We start from the raw sequence: 20,037 nt of genomic DNA on the forward strand, positions 1-20,037 counted from the left end.
CCGAAACCCGCCTCTCAGCCTACTATATCGGCTGGCGTCGCGCCGGACGCAAGCGGCCTTGCCCGTGCATGATTGTTCGTGGCTCCGATCGCCGAGGTCGGGCGGCCCCTGAGCGCCTCGGTGAGAAGCCGCGAAACCTCCGTTTCCACCGTGCGCGCGACCTTCTTGCGGTCGCTTTCGGCGGTGATCCGCATCGGCTCGCCAAAGACGATCTCGGCATCCAGCGCCCCCTCTTTCAGCGCGGCGAGAAGATGGGGGCCGAGGGGAACGTCGCCCGGCCAGGCGAGCAGCGGGCGGTAGTAGCGCCCGAGCGGCATTCCGTTGGCCTTGGTATAGGCGATGGCGACCGGCTGGATCGAGACCTCGTCGGCCTCGGCAAGCCTGAGCGCAGCCTGCGCCGCGCCGAAGAGCGAGGTCTTGAAGGGCAGAACCTCGTTGCCGTCCGACGTTGTTCCCTCGGCGAACAGTACCATGACCTCGCCGGCGTTGAGCCGGTCGGCCACCGCGTCCACCTGGAGGCCGACGGAGCGCCTTTCGCCCCGGTCGATGAAGACTGAGCGCTGGAGCCTCGCGAGCCAGCCGAAGACCGGCCAGTCGCGCACCTCGGACTTGGCGATAAAGGACAGCTCCATGATCCGGCCGAGGGCGGGGATGTCGGCCCAGGAGGAATGGTTGGCGACGAGGAGAAGCGGCCGTGAGGAGGCGGGAACGCCGCGAATATGGACCCTGAGCCCCATCAGCGGACAGGCGATGCGATGCCAGAGGAGAGGAAGGCGCCGGGCGATGCGCCAGCCGAACCGGGTCGCCAGAAGCTGGAGCGGCAGGAGGACCGCCGTCAGAAGCGCAAGGGCAACCACGGTGAAGGCGATGCGACCCCAGGCGATCATCAAGGCTCCAGGCTTGCGCGACGGACTTGTCTGAAATGGCGCTAACTCAAGGCCCTCCGAAGCACAAGGGCGTTGCTGTGGGAGCCGCCGGCGTCGGTATAATACCCCTTGCGGCGGCCGACCTCCTCGAATCGCAGGCGGCGGTAGAGGGCGCGCGCCGGCCCGTTGCCTTCGTCGACCTCAAGGAAGAGGTGGCGGATGCGCTCTGCGTAGAGACGCTGAAGGGCGTTGTCCATGAGAAGACGACCGGTGCCCTGGCCACGGGCCGAGCGATCGACCGCGACCGTCAGGATCTCCGCCTCGTCGGCGGCCTGCCGCGCGAGGATGAAGCCGACCGCTTCGCTCCGGGGCTGGCCGATCCGCCGGGCGACGAAGCCGAAGGTGCCCGGCTGGGCGAGCAGCGAGACCATCTCGTCCGCCGACCAGCCATGGTCGAAGGTGCGCGCGTGAAGATCGGCGGCCGCGTCCGCGTCGCCGGGCTCCATCGCCGTCACGATGATCTCATCACCCGCCGTCATGCTGTCCCAGAGCGATAGGGTCCATGACCAAGGCCAACACCATTGCATAAGCGAAGATCCCCCTCCTCGCCTGTTCTACCCGGCGAGCCTGTCTCCGGACTCGCGCCATTCGTCCGCGCATCACGACAAAAGGTCACGACCTCTGTCGGCCAAGCCTTCGCAGGAATCGGTATCGTCGTGATGTCGAGGCCATGATAGCCGATCGACATGTCAATGCGGTGAAGAATCTGGCGGTAAAGAATCTGGCGGATACGAATTTCACGCCCGCGCGACGATGCCCGAGTTAGCCGCGAGCTTGGCGTCCGCGCCCCGCAGATAAAGTGGAACGGGCGCGGCCACCGGAACCTTCTGAGCGCCCAAGGCCGAGACGGACGCGATGTCCCATTCCGCATCGGTGTCGCGGTCTGCCGCCGGCAGACCCAGCGCCTCGGCGGCGAGCGCCGCGCCACTGCCGACGAAGAGAGCGTCACCGGCCAGTTCACGGAAGGCGGCATGCTCGGCGAGGGCGTCCGGCGCCGTGACCAGGGGAGCGGCGAGCGGCATGCCTTCCGGCGAGAAGAGCGCGGCGTAGATTTCGCCACGCTTGGCGTCGATGGCGGCGACAACGGGCCGCCCCTTGCGAAAATGCGGAAAGGCGAGCGCCTCCAGCGTCGTCACGCCGACCGCCGGTACGCCCAGCGCCAAGGCCAGCGCACGGGCTGCCGACACACCCACCCGAACGCCGGTGAAGGAACCGGGACCGACGGTGACGGCGATCTTGGCGAGATCGGCGTAATCGGCGGCGGCATCTGCCAGCGTCTCGCCGACAAGGCCCATCAGCACCTCGGCGTGCCCCTTGCCGAGGAGGGGGTCGCGCCGCGCGAGAAGGCGGCCGTCATCGAGGCGCGACAGCGCAACGGCGCAGCGCGCGGCCGCCGTATCAAGGGCGAGAAGAAGTCCGCTCACGGCAAGAGATCAGGCGAAACGCTCTCAGACCGCCTCGACCTGCTCGACGCCCGGCACGAAATGGCGCAGCAGGTTCTGGATGCCGTGCTTCAGCGTCGCCGTCGAGGACGGGCAGCCGGAACAGGCGCCGCGCATGTTGAGATAGACGGTGCCGTTGCGGAATCCGCGGAAGGTGATGTCTCCGCCATCCTGGGCGACCGCCGGACGCACCCGCGTTTCCAGCAGTTCCTTGATGGTGTCGACGACTTCCTTGTCGTCGGCGTCGAAAAACTCCTGACCATCCTCGGCGCCGAGGGCGGCAGGCCGCGCCATCACCGGCTGGCCCGACATGAAATGCTCCATGATCGTCGCCAGGATCGCGGGCTTCAGGTGCGCCCAATCCGCGCCATTCTTGGTCACGGAGACGAAGTCGTAGCCGAAGAAGACGGCCTCGACGCCGTCGATCTCCATCAGGCGCGCCGCGAGCGGCGAGCGGTCCTCTGCCTCCTCGACCGACAGAAACTCCTCAGTGCCCGCGTCGAGGACGACGCGGCCGGGCAGAAACTTCATGGTCGCCGGGTTCGGCGTGGCTTCAGTTTGGATGAACATGGCGGTCTAACCTCGCGCGAGCGAGCGCAAGGCGCCCGCTATGTCCCTCTCAGGTAAGAAATTCCTCCAGCCGCCGCAAGCCAAAATGGCTTGATGTCAGCAAAGGCTGGCGATCTCCTCGTCTGAGAGGGTGGCGGGCACGATGGTGACGGGAATCGGGAAAGCAGCGGAGCGCCCAGCCACGGAAGAGACCAGTGGCCCCGGCCCCTCCGTGGACTCGCTCGACGCCAGAACCAGAATGGCGATCTCGCGATCGAGCTCGATCAAGTCGCAGATCTCGTCGCGCATCTTGCCCTCGCGCACCACCAGCTCGGGCTCGATGCCCACCGACTCGCGCAGCTCGGCGGCGACCTTGGCGAGCTTGGCTTCCGCCTCTTCCGTCGCCTCGGCCCGCATGATCTTCTCGACGCCCAGCCAATGCTGGAAATCGCCGGGCTCGATCACATAAAGGAGAACCGCCGCCCCACCGCTCGCTTTGGCGCGGCGCGCGGCATAGCTCGCGGCACGCGAGCATTCGGGCGTCTCGTCGATGATCGCAAGAAACTTGCGCTTGCCGCCGGCTTCCCGGCCGATTCGTTTGGAGACCATGACCTTTTAATGGCAGGTCGCAGCCACGGCGGCAAGAGAGCCGCCGTGCCGCGAGGCTTCCCGCATCAGGCGAGCAGGCCGACGATGCGTTTGACGTCCGCCATGGTCCGCCCGGCAATCTCGGCCGCGCGCGCGGCGCCCGCGTCGAGCGTCCGGTCGATCTCGGCTGGATCGGCCAGGATGCGCCGCATTTCATCGGCGATGGGCGCCAGTTTCTCCACCGCAAGGTCTGCCAGCGCCGGCTTGAAGTCCGAGAACGGCCGGCCGCCATGCTCGCTGAGGACCGCCTCCTTGGAGGCTTCGGCAAGCCCGGCATAGATGCCGACGAGGTTGTCGGCCTCCGGCCGGCCCGCCAGCCCCGCGACTTCGCTCGGCAAGGCGTCGGGATCGGTTTTGGCCTTGCGGATCTTCTTTGAGATCTGATCGGCGTCGTCGGTCAGGTTGATGCGGGACAGATCGGACGGGTCCGACTTCGACATCTTCTTCGAGCCATCGCGAAGGCTCATGACACGGGTTGCCGGTCCTCCGATCAAGGGTTCGGTCAGCGGGAAGTAACCGTCCACCTTGGTCTCGCCCACCTGCATGGGAACGCCGAGGCCGAGCTCGGCGATGCGCGATCCGAAGTCGTTGTTGAACTTCTGGGCGACATCGCGGGTGAGCTCGAGGTGCTGCTTCTGATCCTCGCCCACAGGCACATGGGTGGCTCGATAAAGCAGAATGTCGGCCGCCATCAGGTCCGGATAGGTGAACAGGCCGACGGAGGCATTCTCGCGATCCTTCCCGGCCTTGTCCTTGAACTGGGTCATGCGGTTGAGCCAGCCCATGCGCGCGACGCAATTGATCACCCAGGCCAGCTCGGCATGCTGATGCACGCGGCTCTGGTTGAAGAGGATATGCGTCTTGGCGTCGATACCGGCGGCGAGCAGCGCGGCGGTGACTTCACGCGTCGAGCGTTCGAGCTGGGCCGGCTCCTGCCACATGGTGATAGCGTGAAGATCCACGGCGCAATAGATGCAGGGATAGCTCGTCTGGAGCGCCACCCAGCGCTTGATCGCGCCGAGATAGTTGCCAAGGTGCAGATTGCCCGTCGGCTGGACGCCCGAAAAGATGCGCGGCTCGAACTCGTTCATTTGACGACGACTCCATGGTCCGCCTGCGAAAACGGCGGCCTCGATAGTGCGGCTGGCGTTATGGCGGACCGGGCCGTGCTTATCAAGCGCGGGAATCGGGCGATGATCGAGGGTCTCGGCCTTCGTCGTGGTGGCGCAGAGCACCGTGGCGAGCGATCTTAAGGCTTCGACGGCGAGCCATCGATCCGCAAGCGCCACGGGCTCCAGCGTTCCCAGCGCAAACGAGCCCGTTACCGATGCCTCCGCGTCAATCTCGCCGCTTCGTATCCTTCTGTCGGTAGCGGAACGGAGCGTCGGCGTGGCCGTGCAGCGCCGAAAGCTCGGCGATGAAGAGCTCGACGGGAAGCATCGTCATGAGCGCATCGATGTCGGGGTGCCCGCTTGCGGCGAGGTTGACCGAATGAGAGAGCGCCTCGCCGGCGGAGCCGACATGCCAGACCGCCGCCCCGGCCTCCTCCATATCGCGGGCGAGCTGTGCCTCGCGCGCGCCGCCCAGCGTGATGAGCCCTTGCCCCGCCTCCAGCGATTCCAGCGGGCCGTGCAGATAGTCGCGGGTGCCGAAGGCCGCCGCCGGGACGCGGGCCGCCTCACGCAGGAGCAGCGCCACCTCTCCGGCGACGCCATAAAGAAGCCCCGGCGCAGCACAATCGATCGAGGTGCAGCGGGCCATGCGGGCCGCCTGCTCGCGGGCTCTCCCGGCGGCTTCAGCGAGGAGTTTCCCGGCGCGCTCGCCGAGCCCCGACCAGTCGGACGCCTCTCTTCCGGCGATGATGTCGGCCAGGATGGCGGTGGCCACGAAGGTCGAGACGAAGCTCGGGGCGCTGGGGCTGCTTTCGAGGGCGTTTCCCGTCTCGATCACCCCCTCGACGGCTGCCCCGAGCGGCGTATCCGCGCGCACCGAAACCGCCACGGCGCGGGTGCCGTGCAGCTTGTCCAGAAGGTCGAGCGCCTCGGTGCTTCTGCCCGATGCGGAAAGGATAACCACCCGGTCGGCCAGCGCCAGACCCGCCTCCGCCATCTCATCCAGGCTGAACGCATAGGCCACGATGCCCCGGGCGCGGCACTGCCTTGCCGCGACCTCGGATGAATGGAGGCTTGCACCGACCCCGGTGAACGCGATGGTCTCGCCCGACCAGCCGTCCGCGCCAATGGCACGTGCGGTGCGGGAGGCGAGCGCCACCGCCGTGTCGAGGCAGGCCGGGATCTTGTCGATGCTCTGGGTGAAATTCACGGGGACTGCTCCATCCGCTGCAAAGGATGGGCAGAGCATGTCGCAGCCGGCCTTCGGCTTCTTGTATGTTTGTGCGCCCCTCAGGGCGCTTCTAGGCGCACCACTCTTTGATACTCCTTCGGCGTGATGCCGAGCGTGCGCCGGAACTCGCGGTTCATGTGGCTTTGGTCGGAGAAGCCCGCCCGCATGGCAGCCGAGGACAGCGCGCCCCCGGCGGCGATCTCCGATTGAGCGGTTGCCACCATGAGCTGTAATCTTAGCCGGCGCGGCTGCATGCCGATGGCGTTGCGCAGAAGCCGGGAGAGCTGAAAGCGACTGAGGTCGAGATGCTCGGCCAGGTCCTCGATGCGGATCGGCCCCTCGCCATGCTCCACCGCCTCGTTCAGATGCTCGCGGAAGGCCTCGAGGGTTTCGGCGGGCGTGGTGTCCGCCTCGCTGAGAAATCCCCGCCGGGCGACGGCGTCGACGATGGCAGCGACATCGTCGAAGCCCACACCCTCGGGGCGCGTCAGCAACTCGCCGCGCAAGCCCAGCATCATGTGGAAGAGAATCCTGTCCTGGGCGATCGGGCCGCGCATCATCAGCCGTGCCCGCCCGCCTCCCAAAGGCGCGGACAGACGCCGCCACGCCTCTTCCCCGATGTTCATGACGAAGTAGTGGTTCCGCTCGCCATGCCATGCGCTGGCATGGGCGTCGAAGACATTGAACAGGATGATGGAGCCGGTGGGCTGATCGTGGCTGGTTCCGTCGCTTTCGACGGTGGCATGTCCCTCGAGGACCGCGCCGATATTGTAGGTGGGGTGGCAGTGCATCGTTCCGCTTTCCGGCGGCGACACGATGTCCAGCACATCGATCAGGTCCCCGATCCGCCAATGGGCAACTGTCCTGTCGGTCTTCATGAAAGGCGATGTCCTCCGAGCCATTCGTCCATCCGCTTAGCCGAAGGGCAATGTCTTCACAGACGCCGGTCGATGACAAGAGCCCATTTTGGGATGATGCATGCTCACCCGGTCGCGCGCTCGCCTTCGCAAACGTCAAAAAAGCCGCCGCCAGAACAGCCGGTTCATCGGGCGACCACACCGCCGTCACGGCGCGTTAGACAGCCCGACAAACGCATGACGCTCGCAAGGACCGCCTACGGAATGCCTTGCAGTTCAGCATCTTAGATGCATTTGGCGCGAGCCTGCCAGTCGCGCGACTGCACCTTGCGTGGTCGCCTCTCACAAACGTTCAAGAATGAGGCACGCACGACATGCCACCTTCGATCATTCCCGGCCGCAAGCGGTCCGGCACCAATCAGACAAGAGAGAGGAACGTCCGCATGCTCAGGAACAGTGCAGTCGCCACCATCGCTGTCGTATTGGCATCCGCCGGCGCCGCCGGCGCCCAGGAGACCGGCCCTGCCTGCTCGGCCGCGCTCAACGCTCCGGTGTCGTTTCGCATCTCGCACCAGAACTCGACCACCAGCCCGATTCATCCCCGGCTCGAGGAGATTGTCGCGGACGTCACCAAAGTCACCGATGGAAAGCTGGAACTGGCGGTCTTTCCCTCGGCGCAGCTCGGCGGCGAGATGCAGGCTCTCGAACAGGCCTCCTTCGGCGAGAACATCATTTTCTATACGACCGCCGGCGCGCTCGCCACGGCAGGGGTTCCGGAGCTGTCCATCCTCAACGGCCCGTTCCTGACGCCGACGCTGGAAAGCGCGCAGAAGTTGGAAAAGTCCGAGCTGATCAGCGGCCTCAAGGATCGTCTGGCTGAAAAGGCGGGGCTGCGGATTCTCGCCCTCAACTGGTTTGACGCGCCGCGCTCGATCCTCGGCCACAAGGGCTATCCTGAGCCCTCCGACCTCAAGGGCATCAAGATGCGCGTGCCAGAGGCGCCGGCCTATCTGCGGACCTTCGAGACGCTCCAGACGGCGCCGATGGCCCTACCCTTCTCCGAGCTCTACCTCGCGCTCCAGCAGGGTGTGGTCGACGCGGCCGAGGGCGGCATCGACGGCATGGCCGACGCCAATCTGATGGAGGTGGCCAAGACCGTCACCGTCACGGACCATTTCCGCGTCTTCTACGGCTTCGCCATGAGCGAGAGCCTTTTCGCCAAGCTGCCGGAGCCCTGCCAGACGCTCCTCAAGGACGAGTTCGCCGCCAAGGGCGAGGCCTACTCCGTGGGCATGGACGAGATCACCAAGAAGCGGGTCGCCTCGCTGAAGGAAAAAGGCGTCACTTTCGTCGATGCCGACAAGGACGCCTATCGCAAGGCGACCGAGCCCTTCTACAGCCTGTTCCCCGAATGGCCGGCCGGCCTGCTCGAGGAAGTCCGCGCCGCGATGAAATGATCGCGCCATGGGGCGACTTCTTCTCCTGCGTCTGTGGAAATTTCTCGATGAAGTGCTGCCAGCCCTGCTGGTGGCCTTCACCATCGTGATGGTCAGCGCCGACGTGCTGCTGCGCAACGCGTTCGGCCGCACGGTGCCCTACGGCATCGAGCTGTCCACCTATGCCTTCGTCTGGATGATCTTTCTTGGATCAGCGGGCGCGGCGCGCCGCGGGCGGCACTTCCACGTGGACATTCTGCATCAGAAGCTCGGGGCGCGGGTGCGGCTGGCGCTGCAGGTCGTGCTCGACCTCGCCTGCGTCGTCATCGCGGCGGTCATGACCGACATCTCCTGGGACTACACGATGCGAAGCTGGAACCGCACCTCCGAAGGGCTGCAGATGCCCCTGGGGTACTTCTACATGATCTTTCCCTTGAGTTTCGCCCTGATGGCCCTGTCGTATCTCACGCGCATGGTCGGGCTGCTGCGCAGCGGGCCGGCCGATGAGTGATTTCCTCATGCTGGATCTCGCCGGCATGGTCGTGGCCATGGTTCTCGGCCTGCCGGTGACTTTCGCCGTGCTCGGCGCGGCGCTGATCTATTTCCTCTTCCACGCCGATGCCTCTGCCCTGGTGATGATGCAGCAGGTCCAGAGCTCGCTGCGCAGCTTCCCGCTTCTGGCGATCCCGTTCTTCGTCTTCGCCGGAACCGTGATGGCGCGCGGCGGCATCGCGGAACGCATCATTTCCTTCGCCCAGGTCATGGTCGGACACTGGCGCGGCGGCCTTGCGCAGGTGGCGGTGCTGAACAGCCTGATCATCGGCTCGATGTCGGGCTCGGCCGTCGCCGATGCCGCCATCGACAGCCGCGTTCTCGTGCCGCAGATGCGCGCGCACGGCTACTCTCTTGGCTTCTCCGGGGCGGTCTCGGCGGCCTCCGCCGTCATCGCGCCGATCCTGCCGCCCTCCACCTCGCTGATCCTGTTCGGTCTGCTGGGGCAGGTTTCCGTGGCGCAGCTCTTCCTTGGCGGTGTGGTTCCGGCGCTGCTGATCGCCCTGGCGCTGATGGTCACGGTCGCCATCATCGCACGGCGCAGAAGCTATGGCGCGGTTTTGGCCGGACGCTCAAGCCGGGCGGAGAGGCTGGCAGCGCTGCGCCGCTGCGCCTTCGCCCTGATGATGCCGGTTCTCCTGATCGTGGGGCTGCGTATCGGCACCTTCACCATCACGGAGCTTTCAGTCATGGCGGCGCTCTATACGCTCGTCGTCAGCGCCTTCATCTACCGCTCGGTCGGCTGGAGCGAGCTCTGGGCCATCCTCAAGGAGACGGCCGAGACGACGGCGACCGTGCTGATCATCATGGGCGCCTCGTCCGCCTTCTCCTACATCTTCGCCGTCGAGCAGGTGCCGGCCCATGTCATCTCGGCGCTCTCGGCGATCACCGACAGCCCGCTTCTGATCCTGGTCCTGCTCAACATCGCTCTCCTGCTGCTCGGCATGCTGGTCGAGGGCGCGGCGATCATGATCCTGGCGGCGCCGCTGCTGGTCGGCATCGCGCGCCATTTCGGCATCGACGAAGTTCACATGGGCGTCGTCGTCGCGCTGAACCTGACCATCGGAACCCTCACCCCGCCCGTCGGCATCGTGCTCTTCACCATCTGCTCCATGACCGGCTGCCGGGTGGGCGAATTCCTGCGCGAAATGGCGCCCTTCTATCTCACCCTGGCGATCGTTCTGCTGCTGTTGTCGGCGGTTCCGGCGATCGTTCTCACCCTTCCCCAATGGATGTCCTGATGACCGACAAGACGAGTCCCTACATCTTTCCGTTCCAAAGCTTTCAGCATCTGGACCGGACGGAGGAGAGCGCGACGTTCCTGCCCGCGCGCACAGTGGGCACGGCCGATCTGCAGCCGCTGGTGGAGCGCTTCGCGCCACCGCTCGCCCTGCCCGCCGAGGGCAGCCTGGCAGAGCGCATCCTGGCGCTCTTCGTCCAACCCGATGTTCTCTTCGGGCAAGCCGAATTCGTGACGTCGCGCTCGGCGGAGTGGCTTGCCGCCATCGAGACGCGCATTGCTGCCGACCAGCCCATCGAGTTCACCATTCTCGGCTTCCCCTTCAAGATGCCGGTGCCGCTGAAGACCAATCGAAGGGACGCGGATTTCGGCGAGGTCGTCAGCCTCTGCCGCCTGAACCGGATCGGCGAGGCCATCGCCGCGCATCACAAGCCTGGCGCGAGGGTGCATGTCCTGACGGAGGGCCCCTTCCACGAGCTCAACGGCATCTCGCGCGACTGGGCGGACGGCTATTTCGCATCGCTCGGCCGGGTCGTGGAGCGCTTCGGGATCGGCAAGCATCTGAAGCTGCACGATCTCGATGTCGTGCTCGACGATGAGGCCGACTTCCGCCCCGCCTGGGAGGAAGCCACCGCCGACATCCGCCGCCGCCGCGAGGACGGGGATCCCGCGACGCTGACGGCGATCCGCGATGCCTTGCCGGTTCGCTTCCACAACATCGCCAACCCCGGCGTCTCCGAGGACGAACTGCGCCGCGCCTACCGAGGCGACGAGGACGCCGCCGGGCTCCGCCGCTCCATCACGGCGCGCGCCGAGGCCGGCGTCGTGGCCTATCGCGGCTTTCTGGAGGCGCGGGACAGGATCGGCCTGCTCGAGCGCCTCGTGCCGGGGGGGTTGTCCATGACCGTCTCGCCGCGACCCGGCAGGCTCGGCGTGCGGCCGCTGCCACGCCCCGCCAACAAGCTGCCCTACCATGGCGTGCCGGTGATCGAGCGTGGCGGCGCCAGCCTGCGCATCGATTACCTTTGGGATCTGCGGCACGGTGGCGGCACCTTGGAGCCGCTGCACCTCGAAGGCGACGCCGACCCCGCCCCGTTCGTCTATCGTGAGGCGTGAGCCGTGTCAGACACGACGATTGCCTTCGACCTTGGAGGCACCAAGATCGACATCTGCCGGATGACGCCGGCAGGTGAGCTTTTGAGCCGCGAGACGGTAGCCACGGCCTCGCTGCGGCCCGGCGAGCCGTCGTTTCTCGGCCGCGCCCTGGCGCTGTTCGACGCCCATGTCGGCCCGGGCGACCGCCGCGTCGGCGTAAGCTGGAACGCGCCGGTCCACGAGGGCCGGCTGCGCCAGAGCTCGCTTCTCGGTGGTCCGATCGAGCTCGATCTCGGCGCGGGTCTGCGCGACCGCTTCCCCGGGCGCGAAATCCGCGTCGAGAGCGACGTTCACGCCATGGCGCTCGGCGAATACCGCTTCGGCGTCGGGCCGGCCGCCGCGCCGATCCTGCTCATCAACCTCGGTTCGGGAGCAGGCCTCGCCTATCATGACGGCACGCTCATGCGCGGCTTCACCGGCGGCGCCGGCCTGGTCAGCCAGGAGGTGCGCCACGTTTCCGAGATCGGCGAAACCGTGACGCTGGATTATCTGCTTTCGGGGCGTGGCCTGACGCGCCTCTATCGCGGTCTGACCGGCAAGGAGCTCAGCGGGGCCGAGATCGCCGAGCGCTCGACAAGCGATGCCGAGGCCGCGCGGGTCTTCGATATCTTCGCCGAGCACCTCGGCACCTACCTTGTCACCATGTGCCGGATTTTCGATCCGCGCACCGTGGTGCTCGCGGGCTCGGTCGCCCGAGCCGCCCCGCTCTTTCTCGACCGTGCAAAGCGCATCCTCGCCGAGCGCCTCGAGCCCATCTGCCAGCCGGAGGCGGTGCGCGTCAGCACCCTCGAGGCCGCCGCCTGCCGCGGGCTGGCCTGAGCCGACCCTCTTCCCGAAATCCATCGAACAGAAGGCCATCCGATCATGTCCAACCGGACGAGCGCTTATGTCTTTCCCTTCCGCCCCTTCCGCCATCTGGACCGTGCCCGGCCGACCGCGCGCTTTCGTGACGGCGGACCCATCATCATCGCGGACCTCGCCCCCCAGCTCGAGCGTCTCGCGCCGAAGCTCGGGAAGGATGCGGCCTCCTCATCCTGGGAGGACGGTCTCATCGATCTTTGCTGCGACCCGCGCAACGTGTTCGGCCTGCCGGAATGGATCCGCGACCTCAAGGATCACTGGACGGCGATGGCCCGGCCCTTCGTCGCCGCCGGCAAGCCCATCGAGTTCACCATCCTCGGCTTCCCCTTCAAGGCGCCGGTTCCCCTGAAGACGCGGCGCAAGCTGCCCGACTTCGGAGAGCTGGTCATGCTGCGCCGGTTGCACGAATTCGCGCGCGCCGTCGAGCGCTTCCATGCCCCCGGCGCCCGCGTCCACATTTTCGCCGAGGGCGCCTTCGCCCGGGTCAACGGCATGCCGCAGAAGGATTCGGACGACTATTTCGACGCTCTTGTCGCGCTCTCCGAGGCAGCGGGATGCGGCAAGACACTGGTTCTCCACGAAACCTCGCGGATCGCCGACGAGACGCCCAGCTTCCTCGACGTGTGGAAGGAAACCACCGAGGAAATCCGCGCCCGGGCCGAGGCCGGAGACGAGAAGACCGTCACCGCGCTGCGCGAGGCCCGGCCGGTGACATTCCATCTCTGCGCGACGCCCGGCGTATCGGAGGAGGAATTGCGCCTGGCCTATCTCGGCGATCCGGCCGCCGCCGCTCTGCGCGCGGATCTGGAACGGCGCAGCGACGAGGGCGTGATCCAGTATCGCGCCTTCCTTGAGGCTCGCGACAAGGTGCAGCTCCTGGAAAAATTCGCTCCCGGCGCGCTGGGGCTAACGGTTTCACCCCGGCCGGGCCGGATCGGCGTGCGTCCCCTGCCCGAGCCGGCGGACGTGCTGCCCTATCACGGCATGCCGGTGTGGAACGAGGACGAGCAGAGCCTGCGGATCGAATATCGGTGGGATCTCCTGACGTCGAACCGCGACTGGACCGGGCTGAAGCTGGAAGGCGACAGCGATCCCGAGCCGTTCCTGCTCCTCGATTGAGGAGAGGCGAGGCCCGGCGGATGGCGGGCTCCCGCCGGGCCTCGAGCGTCACCGCGCGGCGATAGAACAGCCATGCAGCCGACCATTGTCATCGCCTCGATCTGGTCGTGCGTTACGAAAATCATAGTGACATCCAGCTCCTGGTGGAGCTTCGCCAATTCGAGGCGCATCAGGGTACGCAGCGCGGCATTGAGGTTTGAAAGAGGGTCAACAACGGCCATCGTCAGATCGTGCGGCGCCGAATGCGGATCCTCCTTCCCGCGTCCTCCGGCGCCGACGGCTTCGTTGTTTTCGCCCTCCTTCGAGGTTTCGGCCGGATCGTCAGGCGGCGCGCTGCTGGCTTGCGGCGCGCATCAGCGGCGCTTCCGTCACCTTGCGGTCGTCGGCGAGCTCGCGATGGCTGCGGATGCCCTTCTTCTGAAGAGCCCCGTGATAGGCCCGCACGGCCTCCTCGGGCGCGACCGCGCCGTTCACCACCTCGCGCATCAGCCGCACGACCTCCAGCGGATCTTCCGCGAGGTTGATCTTGCGGCCGAAAAGCGCCAGGCGGCCGCCGAAGCGCTCGGCCTGGGCGATCAACTCGAAGGTGTCGCGCGTCGTGCCGGCGCCGCCACCCAGCACACCGACGACGAGGGAAGGATCGAAGCTGGCCAGCTCCTCCAGTGCCTCGGGACCGTTGAAGGGGATCTTGAGGAACTGCGGCCGGTGAGCCTTCAGGACGCCGGCGAGGCAGCGCAGGATGCAGTCGTTCACGTATGCGCCGATCTGCTCCGGCTCCAGCCCGCACGGGACGTTGGGGTTGAAGACCTCGAGAAAGTACTTGAAGCCGTTTGCCGCCGCGTCGGCCCGAAAGGCGGTGAAGGCTTCCAGCGCGGCCGCGTCGGCCTCCACGTCGTTGAGGAAGGTGATGGAGTAGAGCCCAAGGTCCGTGCCGGTGATCGGCGCGCCGGGCTCCGGCGTGTCGGTGCCGTACATCACCTGCGAGAGGTTGGCCGTTCGGAACGGTCGGGAGGGCCTTTTCGGATAGATGGCATGGCGGACGCCGCCCCAGCAATCCGTGGTGTCGTTGGCCCGGATGGCGGGCTTGACGGCACTGCCCGCGAAGGCGCCGCGCTCGTGAAGCAGCTCCAGGTTGGAGGCCGAGACGAGCATGATATCGACGATATCCTGCTCGATGATCGCCTGGATGTTGTCGAGGAATTCGGAGCGGGTGTTATAGCGCTGCCAGCTTCCATCGGCGTTGCGCCTCGGTGCCGACGCCGAGACGCCGGACCCCATGTCGCCGTCCTTGGCGTCGGCGATCATGAAGTCGGCGGGCGTGTAGCGCCCGGCGCGAATGTTCTCCAGCTTCTGTTCGAGACGCACCAAGTTCCATCCTCCTGCCGATGACCGACGCTGCGTCCGATCGGGCAGGATCAGGTCATGCTGGTTTCCACCTCACAGCCGACTCGCTTCGCAATCGGTCATAACCGTTCATAACACACCATTTTCGTTCATTGCAATACTCCATTCGGCGTCATGGAGCGTGTGCTCGGCAATATGAACGCTATGCTGGGTGGGAAGAAGGGAACTTTGACCGAGTTTGGAATGAGATGGTGGCGCACTTTCTTCCGCCCGGCCCTGCAACGTCAGGCGGGCAAAACGTGAGCATAGCGCGGCCCCGGCTTTGCGCCGCGTAGCGTACCCCACCGTGACGCGGTGGGTGGAAAGGGGTCGGGCAGCTTCTCGACTGAGCGGCTGGATAGCTGCCGTTCATCGCTTTTGATGGCACTGCAACGACAATTACGTCGAACGCCTCATCTGTGTTTTGCCAGTGGCGAGCGTCTGTCCTTCACGTTGTGATCGCTTCTTGCGCAGTCTGGTCGATTGAGTGCGGTCTCCAGACCGCCGTCACCCTCGCAACGCTTCGTTGAGAAGAGGCCGTCCCTGCGTCGCCAGCCAAGCGCGAAAGCTCGTGAGGTCTGGGTTGATGGCCCGCATCAGATCCAGGTCGATCGGCTGCGAGAGGGGGCCACGCTCCAGGCTTTCTGCCATGTGTGCCAGGTCGGGATTGGTCGACAGAACGGCGTCGGGCAGGCGCGCATAGCTAATGGGTCGCCCGCTCGCCTGCGAGAACGCGGCGGCGAGATCTAGACCCGTCAGGCGATCGCTGGCCAGCGGCACAACCTGCCCGGCGAAACGCTCCCTGTCGTAAAAGACCGCGGCAACAAACCGGCCGATATCTGCCAGGGAAACGACATGCATGGACCCCTGGGGTTCGACCAGTGATGTGTAGCGCCCTTTGTCAAGGCCCGTTCCCGGCCGTACGAGCATGTCCATGAAGATCGAGGGACGGAGGATCGTCGCCTCGGGCAAGATGCGGCGAACATGTGCCTCGATCCGCGGCTTGGCGTCGAACCGCGCAATGCCCGTAGGCACCGTTCCGGCGCTGGCACCGGACGAGTAGACGAAATGCGGAATGTCCTCGTCCGCCGCCAGTTCCGCGATGGCGATTCCATGACGGACTTCGTCTTCTGCTGACAAAGTAGCCGGCAATGCGCTGAAGACGCCATGGACCTCATCCATCGCGGCACGCAAAGATGCCGTGTCATCGAACGTCCCCCGTGCGAGGCGAGCACCGGCTGCGGCAAGTTCGGCAGCGGCTGGCTTCGACGAGTCCCTCACGAACGCGCGGACACTCCATCCTCGGTTCAGCAGCACTCGCGCGACAGATCCACCCTGGCGCCCGGTTGCGCCCAATACGAGTATAGTCTTGTGTGCCATGGCCAGAACCAATGTTGCGAAAGTCGGCATTGTATAGAAGCTAAAACCTGGGAGAAGACGGCACTTTCGTCAGCGCGAGGCACACGAATGATACCTTCGGCAGATTATTCCGGTAATGGTGGAACCGAGGAGACGAACCTCGACGAGACCTTCCGCCCGATTCCGGCGAACGGCATATGCGAACGCCTCGGCGACAAGTGGACCGTACAGGTCTTGTGGCGCCTGTCGCGGGCTGGTGAGCGGCGTCTCCGCTTCTCGGCTCTGCAGAGGGAAACCGAGGGGATCACGCAGCGCATGCTGACGCTCACGCTCCGCAACCTGGAGCGAGACGGACTGGTGACGCGCCACTATTATCCAGAAGTTCCACCAAGGGTTGAATACGAGTTGACCGGGCTGGGCATCGGCATCCTCGATGCACTGCAAGGCGTGAGCCACTGGGTCCAGAGCAACATGCGAGTTATCGAGCGAAACCGCCACGCTTACGACAAGGCGCAGAAGCGCTAGTAATCGGCAGATTGGGAGTGGCAACAACTTGCCACGATTTTATACCGTTCGATGACGGCTTTCGGGGCAACCCTTTATCTTAGAGAACGACTTGAAAGGGTCGAAAGCAGCCGACCGTGATGCGTCAGTCAATGTAGCGCACTCCCACGATGGAATGCAGACCTGGGACGTGGGGGAACGGTCGGCCGTCCTCAGCCTTCGGCGGGAAGCGGCACCACCGTGACGTTGACGTCGAGGGAACGCAGCAATGAGAGGTGCTCCGGCGAGATGTCCTCGTCGGTGATGATCTCGTCGATATCCGACACCTCCCCGAAGGTGCAGAAGGCGGGCGCCTGGAATTTCGAGCTGTCGGCCAGGAGAATGGCGCGTCGGGCCGCCTTGATCATCGAGCGCTTGACGGAGGCCACTTCCAGAGAGGCGTCGGTGAGAAGGCGACCACTGACGGCGTAGGTGCCGACGATGCACAGATCCGGATGGATGTTCTGCATGAAGGCCTCGCCCGGCTCGCCGAAGATCAGGCTGGAGCGCGGCCGCACGGTGCCACCCGGCACGATGACCTTCCAGTTGGGTGCCTCGGAGGCCATCTTGGCGATGTCGAGATTGTTGGTGACGGCAGTGAGGGCGAGGTCGCGCGCAAGGGCGGCGCGCACCGCCTCCATCACCGTCGAGCTGCTGTCGAAGATGACGCTTTCGCCGGCCTTGATCTTCTGGGCCGCGGCGGCGCCGATCGCCTGCTTCTGGCGATGCTGAAAGGCGGCATTGAAGGTCGGCTCGCGCTCGAAGGTCGCGCGCAACGGCGGCACCAGAAGGGCGCCGCCATGGGTCCGCTCGAGATAGCCTTCCTCGGTCAGCTGCTCGAGATCGCGCCGTATCGTCGAAATGGAAGCGCCGGTCTCCTCGGCGAGTGCCTGGATGGATGCGGCGCCCTCGACCCGGATGCGCTCCAGGATCAGGGCGCGGCGCTTTGCCGGAATGAGCTCAACCCGCTTCGAAGACGCTTCCATGCCATTCCTCGTTCCCGCGAGACACGTCACCCGGGAGCAAGAGTGAGGCCGTTCGGCATCCGATCGGGCCGGACGGGACCGGGAGGGAGGCCGCTCGACACGCCGCGATGGTCGATCCGCGGCCGCCCGGCGCTCCCCGCGCCTTCGCCACATGAGGTCATCTTATGCCATAGGCCGTCACCCGCCGCCACCTGCGTTCGCCGTCGATCGGCTGCGGATCATCGCCGCCGGTCGATGGTGCGGAACCACCGGCGTGATGGCGGGCGGCTACCAGATCGTGTAGCCGCAATCGACCACCACCAGCGATCCCGTCATGGCACTCGAGGCGTCGGATGCCAGGAAGAGCACGGAGGACGCGATCTCGTCGGGCCGGGCGACCCGATTCATCGGCGTCATTTCCATCCAGATCGGATACAGCGAGGGGTCGCCGAAGCTGCGGTTCGACATGACGGTGTCGACATAGGTCGGCGCGACGCAGTTGATCCGAACGCCCCGATGGGCCCATTCCCCCGCGAGCGAGCGCGTCATGTGATGAACACCCGCCTTGGCCGCGTTGTAGTGGACCTGGCGTTGCGGCTTGTTGGAGATCAGGCCCGACATGGAGCCGAGGGTGACGATCGCGCCATGCCCGCGCTCAAGCATCGCCCGACCGAACTCGCGGCAGCACCAATAGGCGCCGTTGAGGTCGATATCGATGACCTTGAGCCAGACGTCGTCCGCCATCTCCTCGCCCGGCGTGTCGGGCCAGGCGATGCCGGCGTTGGCGATCAGGATGTCGATGGCGCCATGGCGCTCATTGGCTTGCCGCGCCGCCTCAGCAACGTCCTTGGAGCTCGTGACGTCGAGAACGACAGCATCGACCTCGTGGCCGAGCTCGGCAAGCTCCCGCCGGCCCTCTTCCAGCACCGCCGGGTCCCGGTCGGAAATGACAACCGCCGCGCCCGCCTCCAGCAGGGCTCGGGCGGAGCAAAGTCCGATGCCGCGCCCTCCCCCAGTGATGAAGGCGGTCCTTCCTTTGAGATTGAATTTCTCCAGATACATGACGAGGCCTCGCACGCGATAAGAGGGTTCGGCGAACCGCCTCGGCTCGCCTCACCCGCGACCGACAGGCTTCCATGGGCCTGCCTTCCATCCTTCGGGCGCGCCGAACGCGGCGGCGCCGGTCCCCTCGATCGCGGCGGGCGGGGCACCGGCGCAAGGGGCACAGTGGCTCGCAAGGTCCCGCCGCGACGGCCGAGCGCACCGCCCCGCCAAAGCGGGGCGATGCCTCAGGCTAATTGACGTAGCCGGCCTGCTGCATGGCGCGCTCGGTCGCGGCCTGCGCGTCCTTGAGCGCCTGATCGATCGAGGTCGAGCCGGCGACGGCGGCGGCGAAGTACTGTCCGACCATGGTCCCGATCGCCTGGAACTCAGGGATTCCGACGAAGGAAATGCCTCGATAGGGCACCTTCTCCTGCGTCGCGTCCATCATGTTCGCCGTGCTGATGGCATCCATGGTGAGCTTCGCGAAGGACGCCGCCTTCTGGTACTCCGGGTTGTCATAGGTCGACTTGCGCGTTCCCGGCGGCACACTGGCCCAGCCGGTCTCCTCGGCGACCATCTTGATGTAGTCCTTGGACGTCGCCCAGTAGATGAACGACTTGGCGAGGTCTGGATGCTGGGACGAAACGGGGACCGCCAACGCCCATGCCCAGAGGCTGTGGCTTCCCTTCTCGAACTTGCCGATCGGCTCAGGGGCATAGCCGACCTTGCCGACGACCGTGCTTTCCTTCGGGTTCTCCAGGAAGCCCGCCGACACGGTGGCATCCATCCACATGGCGCACTTGCCGCTGGCGAAGAGAGACAGGTTTTCGTTGTAGCCGTTGGAGGAGGCGCCCGGAGGGCCATAATCCCGCAGGAGGCCGACATACATCTCCAGCGCCTCCTTCCATTGAGGCGTGTCGAGCTGCGCATGCCAATCCATATCGAACCAGCGGGCGCCATAGCTGTTGGCCACGGTCGTCATCTGGCCGATGTTCTCGCCCCAACCCGGCTTGCCGCGCAGGCAGATGCCGTAGACGCCATGCTCGGGATCGTTCAGCTTGGCCGCGAGCTCCTTCACCTCGTCCCATGTCGGCTGGTCGGGCATGGCGACGCCCGCCTTCTCGAACAGGTCCTTGCGGTAGAGCGTCATCTGGCTCTCTACGTAGAACGGGACGGCGTAGAGCTTTCCTTCATAGGAAAGACCGTCGCGCACGGCCTGGAGCACGTCGTCCATGTCGTAGGATTCAGGAGGATTGTCGAAGGGGACGAGCCACCCCTGCTTTCCCCACATCGGCGCCTCGAAGAGCCCGATGGTGAGAATGTCGTACTGACCGCCCTTGGTGGCGATATCCGTGGTCAAGCGTTGCCTGAGAACATTCTCCTCCAGAATGACCCAGTTCAGCTTGATGTCTGGATGCTCCTTTTCGAACGCCTTGGAGAGACGCTGCATGACGATCATGTCGCTGTTGTTCACGGTGGCGATCGTCAAGGTCGTCTCGGCCATGGCCGACGTCGACAGCAGGATGGCGCCTGAGGCGGCAACCAGATTCACCCATCGTTTCATCACTTGTCTCTCCTCCTCATTGTTTTTCTGAAAGTCATCGTCGGGGCGGAT

The 20,037-nt window shown here is 65.7% G+C and carries 20 protein-coding genes and 1 pseudogene; 7 read left to right on the top strand and 14 right to left on the bottom strand.

What is annotated here, in order from left to right; translation table 11 throughout:
- Window positions 1-14: 14 nt before the first annotated feature.
- The 8 genes from olsA to B5D38_RS13580 all read right to left on the bottom strand — a co-directional run bounded on the left by olsA (window position 15) and on the right by B5D38_RS13580 (window position 6,786).
- Window positions 15-887: a lyso-ornithine lipid O-acyltransferase gene (gene olsA, locus B5D38_RS13545; RefSeq protein ID WP_078708969.1), complete on the bottom strand. Its 873-nt coding sequence runs from the start codon at window positions 885-887 to the stop codon at window positions 15-17.
- A gap of 41 nt (window positions 888-928) precedes the next feature.
- A complete protein-coding gene (locus B5D38_RS13550) occupies window positions 929-1,405 on the bottom strand; it encodes a GNAT family N-acetyltransferase (RefSeq protein WP_245319219.1) in 477 nt (158 codons plus the stop codon).
- Between the two features lie 258 nt (window positions 1,406-1,663).
- Complete coding sequence (gene tsaB / locus B5D38_RS13555; protein ID WP_078708971.1) at window positions 1,664-2,350, bottom strand: tRNA (adenosine(37)-N6)-threonylcarbamoyltransferase complex dimerization subunit type 1 TsaB; 687 nt, start codon at window positions 2,348-2,350, stop codon at window positions 1,664-1,666.
- A 24-nt stretch (window positions 2,351-2,374) separates the two neighbouring features.
- Entirely contained in the window at window positions 2,375-2,938 is a 564-nt protein-coding gene (locus B5D38_RS13560) for a NifU family protein (RefSeq protein ID WP_078708972.1), read from the bottom strand.
- 96 nt (window positions 2,939-3,034) lie between these two features.
- A complete protein-coding gene (locus B5D38_RS13565; protein WP_078708973.1) occupies window positions 3,035-3,526 on the bottom strand; it encodes a universal stress protein in 492 nt (163 codons plus the stop codon).
- Between the two features lie 65 nt (window positions 3,527-3,591).
- Window positions 3,592-4,656, bottom strand: coding sequence for a tryptophan--tRNA ligase (gene trpS / locus B5D38_RS13570; RefSeq protein WP_078709102.1), 1,065 nt, complete (start codon window positions 4,654-4,656; stop codon window positions 3,592-3,594).
- A 247-nt stretch (window positions 4,657-4,903) separates the two neighbouring features.
- The gene (locus B5D38_RS13575; RefSeq protein WP_078708974.1) at window positions 4,904-5,887 is read right to left on the bottom strand and encodes an SIS domain-containing protein; all 984 of its coding nucleotides are present in this window, start codon (window positions 5,885-5,887) and stop codon (window positions 4,904-4,906) included.
- An 80-nt stretch (window positions 5,888-5,967) separates the two neighbouring features.
- Window positions 5,968-6,786: an AraC family transcriptional regulator gene (locus tag B5D38_RS13580; protein WP_165690864.1), complete on the bottom strand. Its 819-nt coding sequence runs from the start codon at window positions 6,784-6,786 to the stop codon at window positions 5,968-5,970.
- Window positions 6,787-7,208: 422 nt separating this feature from the next.
- Between B5D38_RS13580 and dctP the strand changes: the two genes are divergently transcribed.
- The 6 genes from dctP to B5D38_RS13610 are packed head-to-tail and all read left to right on the top strand — an operon-like array spanning window position 7,209 to window position 13,128.
- Window positions 7,209-8,222: a TRAP transporter substrate-binding protein DctP gene (gene dctP / locus B5D38_RS13585; RefSeq protein ID WP_165690865.1), complete on the top strand. Its 1,014-nt coding sequence runs from the start codon at window positions 7,209-7,211 to the stop codon at window positions 8,220-8,222.
- 7 nt (window positions 8,223-8,229) lie between these two features.
- Window positions 8,230-8,712: a TRAP transporter small permease gene (locus B5D38_RS13590; RefSeq protein ID WP_078708977.1), complete on the top strand. Its 483-nt coding sequence runs from the start codon at window positions 8,230-8,232 to the stop codon at window positions 8,710-8,712.
- Window positions 8,705-9,994: a TRAP transporter large permease gene (locus B5D38_RS13595; RefSeq protein WP_078708978.1), complete on the top strand. Its 1,290-nt coding sequence runs from the start codon at window positions 8,705-8,707 to the stop codon at window positions 9,992-9,994. The genes B5D38_RS13590 and B5D38_RS13595 overlap by 8 nt, the downstream gene beginning before the upstream one ends.
- The gene (locus B5D38_RS13600; RefSeq protein ID WP_078708979.1) at window positions 9,994-11,109 is read left to right on the top strand and encodes an L-tyrosine/L-tryptophan isonitrile synthase family protein; all 1,116 of its coding nucleotides are present in this window, start codon (window positions 9,994-9,996) and stop codon (window positions 11,107-11,109) included. Before B5D38_RS13595 ends, B5D38_RS13600 begins: the two co-directional genes overlap by 1 nt.
- Before the next feature lie 3 nt (window positions 11,110-11,112).
- A complete protein-coding gene (locus B5D38_RS13605; protein WP_078708980.1) occupies window positions 11,113-11,967 on the top strand; it encodes an ROK family protein in 855 nt (284 codons plus the stop codon).
- Between the two features lie 45 nt (window positions 11,968-12,012).
- A complete protein-coding gene (locus B5D38_RS13610) occupies window positions 12,013-13,128 on the top strand; it encodes an L-tyrosine/L-tryptophan isonitrile synthase family protein (protein ID WP_078708981.1) in 1,116 nt (371 codons plus the stop codon).
- Between the two features lie 59 nt (window positions 13,129-13,187).
- Here B5D38_RS13610 and B5D38_RS22565 read toward each other — a convergent pair.
- The 3 genes and pseudogenes from B5D38_RS22565 to B5D38_RS13620 all read right to left on the bottom strand — a co-directional run.
- Window positions 13,188-13,337, bottom strand: a pseudogene (locus tag B5D38_RS22565) (ABC transporter ATP-binding protein); the annotation flags it as partial.
- A 112-nt stretch (window positions 13,338-13,449) separates the two neighbouring features.
- Window positions 13,450-14,496 carry a hypothetical protein gene (locus B5D38_RS13615; protein WP_078708982.1) on the bottom strand — a complete coding sequence of 349 codons (1,047 nt, stop codon included), beginning with the start codon at window positions 14,494-14,496 and terminating at the stop codon, window positions 13,450-13,452.
- Between the two features lie 522 nt (window positions 14,497-15,018).
- Window positions 15,019-15,921, bottom strand: a complete 903-nt coding sequence (locus B5D38_RS13620) for an NmrA/HSCARG family protein (protein WP_342587358.1) — start codon at window positions 15,919-15,921, stop codon at window positions 15,019-15,021.
- A gap of 57 nt (window positions 15,922-15,978) precedes the next feature.
- On the opposite strand from B5D38_RS13620, the gene B5D38_RS13625 reads away from it, so the two are divergent.
- The gene (locus B5D38_RS13625) at window positions 15,979-16,395 is read left to right on the top strand and encodes a winged helix-turn-helix transcriptional regulator (RefSeq protein ID WP_078708983.1); all 417 of its coding nucleotides are present in this window, start codon (window positions 15,979-15,981) and stop codon (window positions 16,393-16,395) included.
- 191 nt (window positions 16,396-16,586) lie between these two features.
- Here B5D38_RS13625 and B5D38_RS13630 read toward each other — a convergent pair whose 3' ends face one another.
- From B5D38_RS13630 to B5D38_RS13640, 3 genes are all read right to left on the bottom strand, one after another.
- Window positions 16,587-17,399 carry a DeoR/GlpR family DNA-binding transcription regulator gene (locus tag B5D38_RS13630; RefSeq protein ID WP_078708984.1) on the bottom strand — a complete coding sequence of 271 codons (813 nt, stop codon included), beginning with the start codon at window positions 17,397-17,399 and terminating at the stop codon, window positions 16,587-16,589.
- Between the two features lie 267 nt (window positions 17,400-17,666).
- A complete protein-coding gene (locus B5D38_RS13635) occupies window positions 17,667-18,440 on the bottom strand; it encodes an SDR family NAD(P)-dependent oxidoreductase (RefSeq protein ID WP_078708985.1) in 774 nt (257 codons plus the stop codon).
- A 232-nt stretch (window positions 18,441-18,672) separates the two neighbouring features.
- The gene (locus tag B5D38_RS13640; protein ID WP_078709104.1) at window positions 18,673-19,986 is read right to left on the bottom strand and encodes an ABC transporter substrate-binding protein; all 1,314 of its coding nucleotides are present in this window, start codon (window positions 19,984-19,986) and stop codon (window positions 18,673-18,675) included.
- Window positions 19,987-20,037: the final 51 nt, after the last annotated feature.

It is taken from the genome of Consotaella salsifontis (genome assembly GCF_900167365.1).
Taxonomy (GTDB): Bacteria; Pseudomonadota; Alphaproteobacteria; order Rhizobiales; family Rhizobiaceae; genus Consotaella; species Consotaella salsifontis.